This is a genomic window from Micromonospora sp. WMMD812 (assembly GCF_027497215.1).
Taxonomy (GTDB): domain Bacteria; phylum Actinomycetota; class Actinomycetes; order Mycobacteriales; family Micromonosporaceae; genus Micromonospora.
The window spans coordinates 5,469,065-5,481,639 of record NZ_CP114904.1 but is presented as its reverse complement, the minus strand read 5'-3'; the positions used below and the strand labels follow the sequence as shown (position 1 = coordinate 5,481,639).

Sequence of the window (12,575 nt, the reverse complement as noted above, 5' to 3'; positions counted from 1 at the left end):
CAGGTTGGCGCAGGTCAGCGGTCCAGGACCAGGCCGACCTTCTGGAACTCCTTGAGGTCGCGGTAGCCGCACTTGGCCATCGCCCGGCGCAGCCCGCCGAAGAGGTTGAGCTGGCCGTCCGGCTCGTCGGCCGGGCCGAAGAGGAGCTGCTCCATCGAGCCGAGCGGCTCGCTGGCGACCTCGAAGGCGCCACGGGGCAGCGACGGGTGGCTTGCCGCCGAGTGCCACCAGGCGCCACCGGCCGGGGCCTCCGCGCAGAGCGACAGCGGCTCGCCGAGCATCACCGCGTCCGCCCCGCAGCCGAGCGCCTTGGCGATGTCGCCGGAGGTCTGCAGGTCGCCGTCGGCGATCAGGTGCACGTACCGGCCGCCGGTCTCGTCCAGGTAGTCCCGGCGGGCCGCCGCCGCGTCGGCGATCGCGGTCGCCATCGGCACCCGGATGCCGAGCACCGACTCGGTGGTCGACCACTCGTCGCCGCCGATGCCGACGATGACGCCGGCCGCGCCGGTGCGCATCAGGTGCAGCGCGGTCTTGTAGTCGGTGCACCCGCCGACGATGACCGGCAGGTCGAGGTCGGCGATGAACTCCTTGAGGTTCAGCGGCTCGTCGGTGGTCGAGACGTGCTCGGCGGAGACGATCGTGCCCTGGATGACCAGGATGTCCACGCCGGCGTCCAGGATCACCGGGGCGAGCGCCAGGGTGTGCTGCGGGGAGACGCGCACCGCCACCGTGCCGCCGCCGGTTCGCAGCTCGCGGACCCGCTCCGCGATCAGGTCGGGACGGATCGGCTCGGCGTACACCTCCTGGAGGCGCTTGGTGGCGCGGGCGCCCTCGTCCAGGCCGGCCAGCTCCTCCAGGATCTTGGTCGGGTTCTCGTAGCGGGTCCAGAGCCCCTCGACGTTGAGCACGCCCAGACCGCCGTGCTCGCCGAGCCGGACGGCGGAGGCGGGGCTCATGGTCGCGTCGGAGGGATGCCCGACGCACGGGATGCCGAACTGGTAGGCGTCGAGCTGCCAGGCGGTCGAGACGTCGTCGACGTCCCGGGTCCGGCGGCTCGGCACGATCGCGATGTCGTCCAGGTGGTAACCGCGCTGCGCGGTCTTGCCCAACCCGATCTCGACCACGTCACGCATGGGTCACTCCAGGTGTCTTCGGGGGTGGTGGGGGGAGTCAGCGGGTGTGGTAGTTGGGCGCCTCGACGGTCATCTGGATGTCGTGCGGGTGGCTCTCCTTGAGCCCGGCCGCGGTGATCCGGATCAGCTGCCCACGCTCGTGCAGGTCGGGGATGTTCTCCGCACCGGCGTATCCCATGGCCAGTCGCAGCCCGCCGACCAGCTGGTGCGCCACCCGGGACAGCGGCCCCCGGTAGGGCACCTGGCCCTCCACACCCTCCGGGACCAGCTTCTCGTCGCTGGTCACGTCCTGCTGGAAGTAACGGTCCTTGGAGTACGACTTGGCCTGCCCACGGGACTGCATCGCGCCGAGCGAGCCCATCCCGCGGTACGCCTTGAACTGCTTGCCGTTGACGAAGATCAGCTCGCCGGGGCTCTCCTCGCAGCCGGCCAGCAGGCTGCCGAGCATCACCGTGTCGGCGCCGGCGACCAGCGCTTTGGCGATGTCGCCCGAGTACTGGATGCCGCCGTCGCCGATCACCGGCACGCCGGCCGGCCGGGCGGCCCGGGCCGCCTCCATGATCGCGGTGATCTGCGGTACGCCGACTCCGGCCACGATCCGGGTGGTGCAGATCGCGCCCGGGCCGACGCCGACCTTGATCCCGTCGGCGCCCGCCTCGACCAGCGCCCGGGCCCCGGCGTACGTGGCGATGTTGCCGCCGACGACGTCGACGCTCACGTCCTTCTTGAGCCGGCGGACCATGTCGAGCACGGCCCGCTGGTGCCCGTGCGCGGTGTCCACGATCAGCACGTCCACGCCCGCGTCGACCAGCGCCCGGGCCCGCTTGTACGAGTCCTCGCCGACGCCGATCGCAGCGGCCACCCGGAGCCGGCCCGCGTCGTCCTTGGTGGCGTCCGGGTACTGCTCGCTCTTGGTGAAGTCCTTGACGGTGATCAGCCCGCGCAGCCGGCCCGAGCCGTCCACGATCGGCAGCTTCTCCACCTTGTGCTGGCGCAGCAGCGCCAGCGCCTCGTCCTTGCTCACGCCGACCGGCGCGGTGACCAGCGGGGCGCGGGTCATGATCTCGCGGACCGGGGTGGCCGGGTCGGAGACGAACCGCATGTCGCGGTTGGTCACGATGCCGACCAGCTCGCCGTCGCCGTCGACCACCGGGACGCCGGAGATCCGGTAGCGGCCACAGAGCGCGTCGACGTCACGCAGCGTGTCGTCCGGGCTGGCGGTCACCGGGTTGGTGATCATGCCGGACTCGGAGCGCTTGACGAGGTCGACCTGGAGCGCCTGGTCCTCGACCGAGAGGTTGCGGTGCAGCACGCCGATGCCGCCCTGACGGGCCATCGCGATCGCCATCCGCGCCTCGGTCACCGTGTCCATCGCGCTCGACAGCAGCGGCACGGAGAGGGTGACGTTGCGGGTCATCCGGGTGACGGTGTTCACCCGGCTGGGCACCACATCCGACTCGCCGGGCTGGAGCAGCACGTCGTCGAAGGTGAGACCGAGCGGCACCACCCGGGCCGAACCGGCCGGCAGCTCCGGCAGGTGGCCGCCCAGCTCGCCGTGGTCGGCGCCGGTCGGACGAGCGCTGCTGGGCGAATTTTCCACGATTGCTCCCCTGAGCTGTTCGGTTCGGCTTCAGCGAGGTGGCGCGGTGGGCACCGGAGGAGCGCCGCACGCGGCGCTCCTCCCATCGTACCCAGCGTGCGGGGCGAGCCCACGTCGCGTCGCGCCGAGTGACCCGCGTCCCCGGCGCGCCGGGGACGACGGGCCGGCGCGGGTGCGGCCGCGGGCGGGCCGGCACGCGGGTGCCGGGCGGGCCGGCCCGCGCGCGGGGGCGGGCGTCGCCGCGCCGTTGGGTCTACGGTGAGGGAGTGCACGAGGAGCCCATCGACCCGTTCAACGGCGACCCGGCCGACCCGGCCGCGGGCCTGCACGATCCGGGCGACGAAGCACCGCTCGACCCGCTGACCGACGTCGAGCGGCAGGACGTCCTGGAGGACCTGGCCGACCTGGAGATCTACCAGGCGCTGCTGGCGCCCATCGGGGTCCGCGGGTTGGTGATCGAGTGCGAGGACTGCCGGGAGCCGCACTACTTCGACTGGGACCTGCTCCGGGGCAACCTGCGCCACCTGCTCAGCTCGGGTCGGCCCCGCGTGCACGAGCCGGCGTACGACCCCGACCCGGACCACTACGTCACCTGGGAATACGCGCGCGGCTACGCCGACGGCGTGCACGACACGCTGACCGAGGGCAACGACGAGGAGCCCGGCACCGGGACGTGACCCCGGCCGGCGCGCACCCCGCGAGACGGGCGGTCCCGCCGACACCCGCGCTGTGCGACGCCCGCCCGCCCGGCCGGAGGTATCCGGGCCGGTCGGAGTCGTCAGGCCACCAGGCCGGCGCGGAAGCCGGCGGCTACCGCGTGCGCCCGGTCGCGGGCGCCGAGCTTGCGGAACAGCCGGCGGGCGTGCGTCTTCACGGTGTCCTCCGAGACGAACAGCTCACGGCCGATCTCGGCGTTGCTCTTGCCCTCCGCCATGCCGAGCAGCACCTGGAGCTCGCGCTCGGTCAGCCCGATGGCCGCCCGGGCGGCCCGGACGTTCGCCGCCGGCCGCTGCCCGTCCGGTGGCGCTCCCTCGGCCTCGCCACCGCCCGTCTCGGGTCCGTCGTCGCCGCGCTGCACCGGCACCATCGCCGGTCCGCCGCCCGGCTCCTCCTCGGTGCCTGCGGTCCAGCCGGCGCCCGGTTCTCCGGAGGGCCGGCCGGCCTGCGCGGGGCGGTTCGGTCCGCCTACCGCCGCGGTGTTCCGGGCCGGGTCGGTGACCCGGTGCCGGGCCGCCCGGCCGGGGGCGGAGAGCAGCAGCAGCGCCTTGGCGACCGCGCTGGTCAGGTCATGGTCGGCGCCCTGGATCAAACCCCGGGCGCCGGCGCTGATGGTGGCAGCGGCCGCCTCGGACTCCTCCGCGCCGAACAGCAGCACCGCGGCCTGTGGCGCGCGAGCCAGCACCCGGCGGACAAAACCGGCGCTGTCCGGCCGGGTGAGGGCGGTGTCGGCCAGGATGACGTCGGGCTGGCGCTCGGCGAGACGCAGCATCACCTCGGGATCGGAGACCGCGGTACGGACGACCGCGGACAGTCCCAACCGGGCGGCCGCGGAGGTCAGGTGCTGCGCCGCGAGCGGTGTCCGGACGCACACGAGAACGTTACGCACTGTGCTCTCCTCTCCGCCAACGAGCAGACCATGACGGGGTCGGCTGGGGAGGAGGTTCCCGGCAATCCTCCGAACTTTTCCGACAGATGGGGCATATGCCGCAAGTTGTCCGACGTTTTCGATCAAAGACGTGTGAGCGCAGGAAAGCCCGGGTACCGGGAGACCCAGGCCGGGAACGGTGCGCCTGTGCGGCCCGCCGCCCGTAAGCCGGCCACAAGTATCTCGCGGTGCCGCGCGGGAGGAGGGGTGCTGATGTCGAACGTACGTAGACTGCCCGGACCCATCGTCGATCTCTGGGACTGGCAGCGACTCGGCGCCTGCCGGGGCCGCGACAGCGCCCAGTTCTTCCACCCCGACGGCGAGCGGGGCTCGTCCCGGTTGCGCCGCGAGTCCGCCGCCAAGACCGTCTGCCGCGCCTGCCCGGTGCGGGCCGAGTGCGCCGCCCATGCGCTGTCGGTCCGCGAGCCGTACGGCGTCTGGGGCGGCTTCAGCGAGTCCGAGCGGCTGCGGCTGCTGGCCATCGGCTGGGAGGACCTGGCCGACCGGCGGCAGACGCGGGTCGACGTCGCCCGGCTGGAAGCCCGCCTGGGCCGCCCGCACAAGTCGACCGTGCCGGCCCAGCGCAACGTCGCCTGAGCGCACCCCAACCCCACGGAACCGCGCCCCCACCTGCCCCATCCCGTTGATCATGAGGTCTGCGGCGTCTTCGATCTCCGGATCTGCCGCAGACCTCATGATCAACCGGGGAGAGAATGGGGGCTAGGTGACGCGCACTCTGACCGTGTGCCAGCCGGTGGCGCCGTCGGGTGCCACGTCCTGCTCGCGCTCGGTCTGTGGTTCGCCCGTGGCGTCGGTGGCCCGGACCTGGAGGCGGTGCTCGCCCGGCGTGGCGTCCCAGCTCCACGACCACTGCACCCAGGTGTCCACCGAGACCGTCGGGGCCAGCTCGGCCTCCTGCCACGGACCGTCGTCGACGCGTACCTCCACACGCCGGATGCCCCGCTGCTGCGCCCAGGCCACCCCCGCCACCACCACCCGGCCGGCGGTCAGCCGGTTGCGCGCGCGGGGCGTGTCGATCCGCGACTGGGTCTTGATCGGCCCCTGGGCCGACCACCCCCGCGGCACCCAGTACGCGTCGAAGTCGGCGAAGCCGGTCAGCTCCAGCTCGGTCACCCACTTGCAGGCCGACACGTAGCCGTAGAGGCCGGGCACCACCATCCGGACCGGGAACCCGTGCTCCACGGGCAGTGGCTCGCCGTTCATCCCCACCGCCAGCAGCGCGTCCCGCCCGTCGCGCAGGGCGGCGGTCGGGGTGCCGCAGGTCCAGCCGTCGACCGAGCGGCCCACCACCTGGTCCGCCCCCTCCTCCGGCTCCGCCTCGTCCAGCAGGTCCCGGATCGGTACGCCCAGCCAGCGGGCATTGCCGATCAGGTCCCCGCCGACCTCGTTGGAGACGCAGGCGAGCGTGACGTAGCGCTCCACCATCGGCCGGGCCAACAGGTCCGCGAAGCTGAGCGTGATCGGGTTGCGCACCCGGCCGTGGATGCGCAACTGCCAGGTCTCGGGGTCCACCTGGGGCACCACCAGGGCGGTGTCGATCCGGTAGAAGCCGAAGTTCGAGGTGACGTACGGCGCGAGCTGGGTGAGGGAGAGGTCGGCCCCGGCCGGCACCGCGGGAGCGGGCGAGGCCGGAGCGGGCAGCACCACCGCGTCCCGGGCCGCCGACACCCCGCGCCGACCGGCCAGCCAGCGACCGCCGAAGCCGGCCACCGCCGCCGCGCCGAGCAGCACCCCCGTCCCGGTCAGGAACCGCCGCCGGGACTCCGGGTCGGTGCTCTCCAGCGACACCCCCACGGCCGCCGGTCCGGCGCCGGGGTGGGCCGGCGCGGCCGGTGGGTTGCCGGGTTCCTGTCGGGCGGCACCCTCGTCCCCAGCGAGCGGCGGGACCATCGGCTCGCCCGGCCTCGCCGCTGACAAGGGCGTGACGGGCCGGCGGCCCGGGCTGGGCGGGGTCCACGGCCACGGGTCGAGCTCCAGCGGGCCCGCGACGAACGCCCACAGCACGATCGCGCCGAGCCCGCCGCCGACCAGCGAGGGCAGCGCGTCCAGGGCGTCCGCGCCGGCTCGGGTCAGGGCGGCGGCCACGCCGAGCGCGGCGAAGCCGGCGATCCCGGCGAGGCCCACCGCCAGCCGGCGCACCGAGAGCGCGCCCAACAACGCGGCGAAGCCGGCGAGCAGCAGCGCCGTCCCGATCAGGAGGGCGAGCTTGTCGTGCCGACCGAAGAGGTCGATCGCGAACTGCTTGAGCGGCTCCGGAACGGTGTCCACGACCACGCCGCCGACCGCGACCAGCGGTGCCGATCGGGGGCCGGTCAGCACGGCCACCAGCTCGGCGGTGCCGATCGCCACCGTGGCGGCGGTGATCCCGGCCAGGGCGCCGTACCGGCGCGTGGTGGTGCTCATGGGCCCCAGTGTTTCCGATCGGCCCGGGCGGCCGGTAGTGACGTCAGCGACCGGTAATGACCTTCGCCGGATACGCGTCGGGGCGCACCGCCGGCTGGCGGTGCGCCCCGACCGGGCGAACGAGCTACGTCAGAAGCCCGGGCCGTGCTGGTGACCGTGGCCGTGCGAGTGGCCGTGCCCGCCGGCGGCGGCCGGCTCCGGCTCGGCCGGCTTCTCCACCACGAGGCTCTCGGTGGTGAGCAGCAGACCGGCGATGGAAGCGGCGTTGGAGACCGCGTTGCGGGTCACCTTCACCGGGTCCAGGATGCCGGCCTTGGCCAGGTCGACGTACTGGCCGGTGGCGGCGTCGAGGCCGTGGCCCCACTCCTTGCCGACGACCTTCTGCACCACGACGTAGCCGTCGTGGCCGGCGTTCTGGGCGATCCAGCGCAGCGGCTCGACCAGCGCCTTGCGCACGATCGAGACGCCGACCTTCTCGTCACCGGTGAAGCCGAGGTCGTCGTCGAGCACCGGCAGGATCTGCGCCAGGGCGGCACCGCCGCCGGGCACCGTGCCCTCCTCGACCGCGGCCTTGGTCGCCGCGATGGCGTCCTCGATGCGGTGCTTGCGCTCCTTCATCTCGACCTCGGTGGCCGCACCCGCCTTGATCACGGCGATGCCGCCGGAGAGCTTCGCCAGCCGCTCGGCCAGCTTCTCCCGGTCCCACTCGGAGTCCGAGGCCTCGATCTCCTTGCGGATCTGGGCCACCCGGTCGGCGACGTCGGAGGACTGGCCGCCACCGTCGACGATCGTGGTGTTCTCCTTGTCGACCACGATGCGCCGGGCGGTGCCGAGCACCTCCAGGCCGACCTGGTCGAGCTTGTAGCCCAGCTCCGGGGCGACCAGCTCGGCGCCGGTGGAGATCGCGATGTCCTGGAGCATCGCCTTGCGCCGGTCGCCGAAGCCCGGGGCCTTGACCGCGCAGACCTTGAGGGTCTTGCGGATCGAGTTGACCACGAGGGTGGAGAGCGCCTGGCCCTCCACGTCCTCCGCGATGATCAGCAGCGGCTTGCTGTTCTGGAGGACCTTCTCCAGCAGCGGCAGCAGCTCCTCGATCGCGGAGATCTTCTGCGTGGTGATCAGGATGTACGCGTCCTCGAGGACGGACTCCTGCGCCTCGGCGTCGGTGACGAAGTTCGGCGAGATGAAGCCCTTGTCGAACTGGAGACCCTCGGTCACGTCCAGCTCGGTGGTGAGGGTGGAGCCCTCCTCGACGGTGATCACACCGTCGCGGCCGACCCGCTCCATCGCCTCGGCGATCAGCTCACCGATGGTGGCGTCCTGCGCGGAGATCGTCGCGACGTGCGCGATCGACTCCTTGGCGGCGACCTCGACGGCCCGGCCGAGCAGCGCCTCGGAGACCTTGGCGGCCGCCGCGTCGATGCCCCGCTTGAGGCCGGCCGGGTTGGCCCCGGCGGTCACGTTGCGCAGGCCCTCGCGGACCATCGCCTGGGCCAGCACGGTCGCGGTGGTGGTCCCGTCGCCGGCGACGTCGTTGGTCTTCGTCGCCACCTCCTTGACCAGCTGCGCGCCGAGGTTCTCGTAGGGGTTGGTGAGCTCGATCTCCTTGGCGATGGTCACGCCATCGTTGGTGATCGTCGGCGCACCGAATTTCTTGTCCAAGACGACGTTGCGCCCGCGCGGGCCGAGGGTGACCTTGACCGCGTCCGCGAGGGCGTTGACACCGTGCTCCAGCTGGTGCCGGGCGTCGTCCGAGAAGCTCAGGATCTTCGCCATGAATGTCCCTTCAAGCGACGGCGCCCCGGCCCGGCGAGCCGGACCGGGGCACCGACACTGATCGGTTGCTTACTTCTCGATGACCGCGAGGACGTCGCGGGCGGAGAGCACCAGGTACTCCTCGCCGGCGTACTTGACCTCGGTGCCGCCGTACTTCGAGTAGATGACGGTGTCGCCGACCTTGACGTCAACCGGGATGCGGTTGCCGTTGTCGTCGACGCGCCCCGGGCCGACAGCGAGGACGGTGCCCTCCTGCGGCTTCTCCTTGGCGGTGTCGGGGATCACGATGCCCGACGCCGTGGTGGTCTCAGCCTCGTTCGCCTGGACCAGGATCCGGTCCTCGAGCGGCTTGATCGCAACCTTGGTCGCGGTAGTCACGGGCATACCCTCCTGGGGTACTGGTTTCTGTGCCGGTCGACTGGGCCGACCAGCGTCAATCTGCCACATGCCACCGGGCGGGGCCGTCGTCGCGGGTGCCGGTCCGCCTGGCGTTCAGCGCCCGGGTCGCGGGACCCGGAAGCTGGCACCCTCAGGGTGAGAGTGCTAATCGCAGGTTATTCCGTGGCTAGCACTCCGTCAAGGAGAGTGCCAACGGGCCCGGCTCCGTGTCGCCACAGCTCCGCCGGCACCCGGCCGGGCGCCCCAGCCCGACCCCGGCCGGACGCCCCGCACCCCCACAGCCCGGCCGGGCTGCTCCGCACCCCGACACCCCGGGCCGGGCACCCTGGTCGAGCCCGGACAATGGGCGGGTGGATCTCGACCAGCTCGCCGCCCTGCGTACCGCCGAGGGGGCGACCGCGCTCGCCGCGGCGGCCCGGGTGGCCGGCGGCGATCCACTGGCCGCGGCGTCCGCCCTGCGGTCGGCCGGCGTGCCCGCCGGGCTGGCCGCCGCGGCGCTGACCCAGTCGGAGCTGCGCCGGCGGGCCGCGACCAAGTTCGGGCCGGCGGCGGCCGGGATGTTCCTCACCCGGGCCGGCCTGGAGCAGGCGACCCGGGGCGTGGTCGCGACGCGGCGCGCCGAGCGGCTGCGCGCCGCCGGGGTGCGCACGCTCGCCGACCTCGGCTGCGGCTTGGGCGCCGACGCGCTCGCCGCCGCCCGCGCCGGCATCCGGGTGTACGGGGTGGAGGCCGACCAGGTGACCGCGGCGATGGCCGCCGCCAACGCCGAGGCGGCCGGGCTGGCCGACCTCTTCACGGTGGAGTGCGGGGACGCCACCGCGTTCGACGTGACCCGGGTGGAGGCGGTCTTCTGCGATCCGGCCCGGCGCACCGCCGGCACCGGCCGCCGGATCTTCGACCCGAACGCCTACTCGCCGCCGTGGGACTTCGTCACCGGGCTGGCCGAACGGGTGCCGCGCACGGTGGTGAAGGTGGCGCCCGGCCTCGACCACGGGCTCATCCCCGACGGCGCCGAGGCCGAGTGGGTCAGCGTCGACGGCGACCTGGTCGAGGCGGCGCTCTGGTGCGGCCGGCTCGCCGAGGTGCCCCGCCGGTCCACGCTGCTGCGCGAGGGGTCGCCGTCCACGCTGCTGCGCGAGGGGTCGCCGTCCACGCTGCTGCGCGAGGGGTCGCCGGACAACGCCCACCAGCTCACCGGCACCGGTGACCGCGAAGCGCCGGTCGGGCCGGTGCGGCGCTTCGTGCACGACCCCGACCCGGCGGTGGTGCGCGCCCACCTGGTCGCCGAACTGGCCGACCGCCTCGACGCCACCCTGGCCGACCCGAGCATCGCCTACCTCTACGCCGACACCCCGGCGGAGAGCCCGTACACCCGCTGTCTGGCCGTCACCGACGTGCTGCCGTTCTCGCTGAAGCGACTTCGCGCCCTGCTCCGGGAGCGTGGCGTGGGCCGGGTGGAGATCCTCAAGCGCGGCTCGGCGCTCACCCCGGAGCAGCTCCGACGGGACCTGCGGCTGGCCGGCGACGCGGCGGCCAGCCTGGTGCTCACCCGGGTGGCCGGTGCGCCCACCGTGCTGGTGTGCCAGCCGGTGCGGGGCTAGGTTGTCGATCGTGGCGGGACAGGGCACACCAGCGACGGCGCTGCTGGCGAAGCGGAAGATCGTCCACCGCACCCACCCGTACGACATCGACCCGGGCGCGTCGAACTACGGAGCGCTGGTCGCGGCGGCCCTCGGCGTACCGCCGGAGCGGGTGTTCAAGTCGCTGGTCACCGACGTCGACGGGGCGCTCACCGTGGCGGTGGTGCCGGTGACCGGTGAGCTGGACCTCAAGGCGCTGGCCGCGGCGGTCGGCGGCAAGCGGGCGGCGCTCGCCGACCGGTCGGTCGCCGAGCGGGCCACGGGCTACGTCCGAGGCGGGATCAGCCCGCTGGGCCAGCGCAAGCGGCTGCCCACCGTCCTCGACTCCTCGGCGCTGGACTTCCCCACCGTCTACGTCTCGGCCGGCCGGCGTGGCCTCCAACTCGAACTCGCCCCGGCCGACCTGGTCGCGCTGACCGACGCGCGCACGGCACCGGTCGCGGCCCGCTGACCCTTTCCCCCGCACCGTGCGACTCCACTGTGGATAGTGTCGTGGCGCTGGACGCCCTCCGGCTCGTGACGCCGGTCACCGCCAGATTTCACGCTGAGGCCGGCGCTTTTTTCCGGGACGGATGTGGCGACCGGAGAGCGTTTTCTCGTTCGGTGACCTGGGAGTGACGGCCACGTTGCTGAATTGTTACCGCCGCCAACAAACTCGCCACCTCGGCACTCTTGTGCCCCACATCGGCGCCGGAATACGTTGCCGGACACAACAAAACAAACACCTTCCCCCACCCCGAAAGGACCCTGCACATGCGTAAGGGGCTCCTCACCTTCGCCGCCGTGGGCCTCCTGGCCACCGGCAGCATGGCCGCCTGTGGCGACGACTCCGGTGGTAGCGAGGCCGGCGCGGACAAGACCCCCAAGATCGGCGTGATCCTGCCGGACAGCAAGTCCTCCGCCCGCTGGGAGGGCGCGGACCGGAAGTTCCTGGAGGAGGCCTTCAAGGCCGCCGGCGTCCAGTACGACATCCAGAACGCCCAGGGCGACAAGACCGCCTTCCAGACCATCGCCGACCAGATGATCACCAACGGCGTGACCGCCCTGATGATCGTCAACCTCGACTCCGGCACCGGCAAGGCCGTGCTGGACAAGGCGAAGTCCCAGGGCGTCGCGACCATCGACTACGACCGGCTGACCCTCGGCGGCTCGGCCGAGTACTACGTCAGCTTCGACAACGAGGCGGTCGGCAAGCTTCAGGGCGAGGGCCTGGTCAAGTGCCTGACCGACAAGGCCGCCAAGAACCCGTCGATCGCCTACCTCAACGGCTCGCCGACCGACAACAACGCGACCCTCTTCAAAAACGGGTACGACTCGGTGCTCAAGCCGAAGTTCGACTCGAAGGAGTACACCAAGGTCGCGGACGACTCGGTGCCGGACTGGGACAACGCCCAGGCCGCCACGATCTTCGAGCAGCAGCTCACCAAGGCCGGCGGCAAGATCGACGGGGTGCTCGCCGCGAACGACGGCCTGGGCAACGCCGCCATCTCGATCCTGAAGAAGAACAAGCTCAACGGGAAGGTCCCGGTCACCGGTCAGGACGCCACCCCCGAGGGCCTGCAGAACATCCTCGCCGGTGACCAGTGCATGACCGTCTACAAGGCGATCCGGGAGGAGGCGAAGGCCGCCTCCGACCTGGCCATCGCGCTCGCCAAGGGAGAGCGGAAGGAGACCGGTCAGACGGTCAAGGACCCCGAGGGCGGCCGGGACGTCGCGTCCGTGCTGCTGACTCCGAAGGCGATCTACAAGGAGAACGTCAAGGACGTCATCGCCGACGGCTTCGTCACCAAGGACGAGATCTGCACGGGGACCTTCGCCAAGCTCTGCACCGACGCCGGCATCAGCTGACCTGACGCCGCACCCGCCGAGGCGCAGCCCGCCGCCCGGCACGGGAGTCCCCCTCCCGTGCCGGGCGGCACTCGCCGGTCAGGCCCTGAGATCCCCCTCCACCCGAAGGA

At 72.7% G+C, this 12,575-nt stretch carries 11 protein-coding genes; 5 read left to right on the top strand and 6 right to left on the bottom strand.

Annotated elements, in window-relative coordinates:
• Positions 1 to 14 precede the first annotated feature (14 nt).
• Together O7603_RS25420 and guaB are read right to left on the bottom strand one after the other, a co-directional pair.
• Complete coding sequence (locus O7603_RS25420) at positions 15 to 1,133, bottom strand: GuaB3 family IMP dehydrogenase-related protein (RefSeq protein ID WP_281572270.1); 1,119 nt, start codon at positions 1,131 to 1,133, stop codon at positions 15 to 17.
• 37 nt (positions 1,134 to 1,170) lie between these two features.
• A complete protein-coding gene (gene guaB / locus O7603_RS25415; RefSeq protein WP_281572269.1) occupies positions 1,171 to 2,733 on the bottom strand; it encodes an IMP dehydrogenase in 1,563 nt (520 codons plus the stop codon).
• A gap of 266 nt (positions 2,734 to 2,999) precedes the next feature.
• Here guaB and O7603_RS25410 point away from each other — a divergent pair, with 266 nt between their 5' ends.
• On the top strand, positions 3,000 to 3,410 hold the full coding sequence (locus O7603_RS25410; protein ID WP_281572268.1) for a DUF5319 domain-containing protein: 411 nt from the start codon (positions 3,000 to 3,002) through the stop codon (positions 3,408 to 3,410).
• Positions 3,411 to 3,511: 101 nt separating this feature from the next.
• Here O7603_RS25410 and O7603_RS25405 read toward each other — a convergent pair whose 3' ends face one another.
• Positions 3,512 to 4,339, bottom strand: a complete 828-nt coding sequence (locus tag O7603_RS25405; RefSeq protein WP_281572267.1) for a LuxR family transcriptional regulator — start codon at positions 4,337 to 4,339, stop codon at positions 3,512 to 3,514.
• A 252-nt stretch (positions 4,340 to 4,591) separates the two neighbouring features.
• On the opposite strand from O7603_RS25405, the gene O7603_RS25400 reads away from it, so the two are divergent.
• Positions 4,592 to 4,975: a WhiB family transcriptional regulator gene (locus O7603_RS25400; protein WP_281572266.1), complete on the top strand. Its 384-nt coding sequence runs from the start codon at positions 4,592 to 4,594 to the stop codon at positions 4,973 to 4,975.
• A gap of 123 nt (positions 4,976 to 5,098) precedes the next feature.
• Here O7603_RS25400 and O7603_RS25395 read toward each other — a convergent pair whose 3' ends face one another.
• The 3 genes from O7603_RS25395 to groES all read right to left on the bottom strand — a co-directional run bounded on the left by O7603_RS25395 (position 5,099) and on the right by groES (position 8,962).
• Entirely contained in the window at positions 5,099 to 6,802 is a 1,704-nt protein-coding gene (locus tag O7603_RS25395; RefSeq protein WP_281572265.1) for a molybdopterin-dependent oxidoreductase, read from the bottom strand.
• A 129-nt stretch (positions 6,803 to 6,931) separates the two neighbouring features.
• A complete protein-coding gene (groL, locus tag O7603_RS25390) occupies positions 6,932 to 8,578 on the bottom strand; it encodes a chaperonin GroEL (RefSeq protein WP_281572264.1) in 1,647 nt (548 codons plus the stop codon).
• 69 nt (positions 8,579 to 8,647) lie between these two features.
• Positions 8,648 to 8,962, bottom strand: coding sequence for a co-chaperone GroES (gene groES, locus O7603_RS25385; protein WP_184534298.1), 315 nt, complete (start codon positions 8,960 to 8,962; stop codon positions 8,648 to 8,650).
• Positions 8,963 to 9,327: 365 nt separating this feature from the next.
• Between groES and O7603_RS25380 the strand changes: the two genes are divergently transcribed.
• The 3 genes from O7603_RS25380 to O7603_RS25370 all read left to right on the top strand — a co-directional run bounded on the left by O7603_RS25380 (position 9,328) and on the right by O7603_RS25370 (position 12,465).
• Positions 9,328 to 10,578 carry a methyltransferase domain-containing protein gene (locus tag O7603_RS25380; RefSeq protein ID WP_281572263.1) on the top strand — a complete coding sequence of 417 codons (1,251 nt, stop codon included), beginning with the start codon at positions 9,328 to 9,330 and terminating at the stop codon, positions 10,576 to 10,578.
• A 7-nt stretch (positions 10,579 to 10,585) separates the two neighbouring features.
• A complete protein-coding gene (ybaK, locus tag O7603_RS25375) occupies positions 10,586 to 11,068 on the top strand; it encodes a Cys-tRNA(Pro) deacylase (protein WP_281576803.1) in 483 nt (160 codons plus the stop codon).
• A gap of 302 nt (positions 11,069 to 11,370) precedes the next feature.
• Positions 11,371 to 12,465: a sugar ABC transporter substrate-binding protein gene (locus tag O7603_RS25370; RefSeq protein ID WP_281572262.1), complete on the top strand. Its 1,095-nt coding sequence runs from the start codon at positions 11,371 to 11,373 to the stop codon at positions 12,463 to 12,465.
• Positions 12,466 to 12,575: the final 110 nt, after the last annotated feature.

Excerpts from the sequence above, each read along its gene's own strand:
- O7603_RS25420 (WP_281572270.1), bottom strand. The coding sequence starts at position 1,133 with ATGCGTGACGTGGTCGAGATCGGGTTGGGCAAGACCGCGCAGCGCGGT.
- O7603_RS25400 (WP_281572266.1), top strand. The coding sequence starts at position 4,592 with ATGTCGAACGTACGTAGACTGCCCGGACCCATCGTCGATCTCTGGGAC.
- O7603_RS25395 (WP_281572265.1), bottom strand. The coding sequence starts at position 6,802 with ATGAGCACCACCACGCGCCGGTACGGCGCCCTGGCCGGGATCACCGCC.
- groL (WP_281572264.1), bottom strand. The coding sequence starts at position 8,578 with ATGGCGAAGATCCTGAGCTTCTCGGACGACGCCCGGCACCAGCTGGAG.
- groES (WP_184534298.1), bottom strand. The coding sequence starts at position 8,962 with ATGCCCGTGACTACCGCGACCAAGGTTGCGATCAAGCCGCTCGAGGAC.
- O7603_RS25370 (WP_281572262.1), top strand. The coding sequence starts at position 11,371 with ATGCGTAAGGGGCTCCTCACCTTCGCCGCCGTGGGCCTCCTGGCCACC.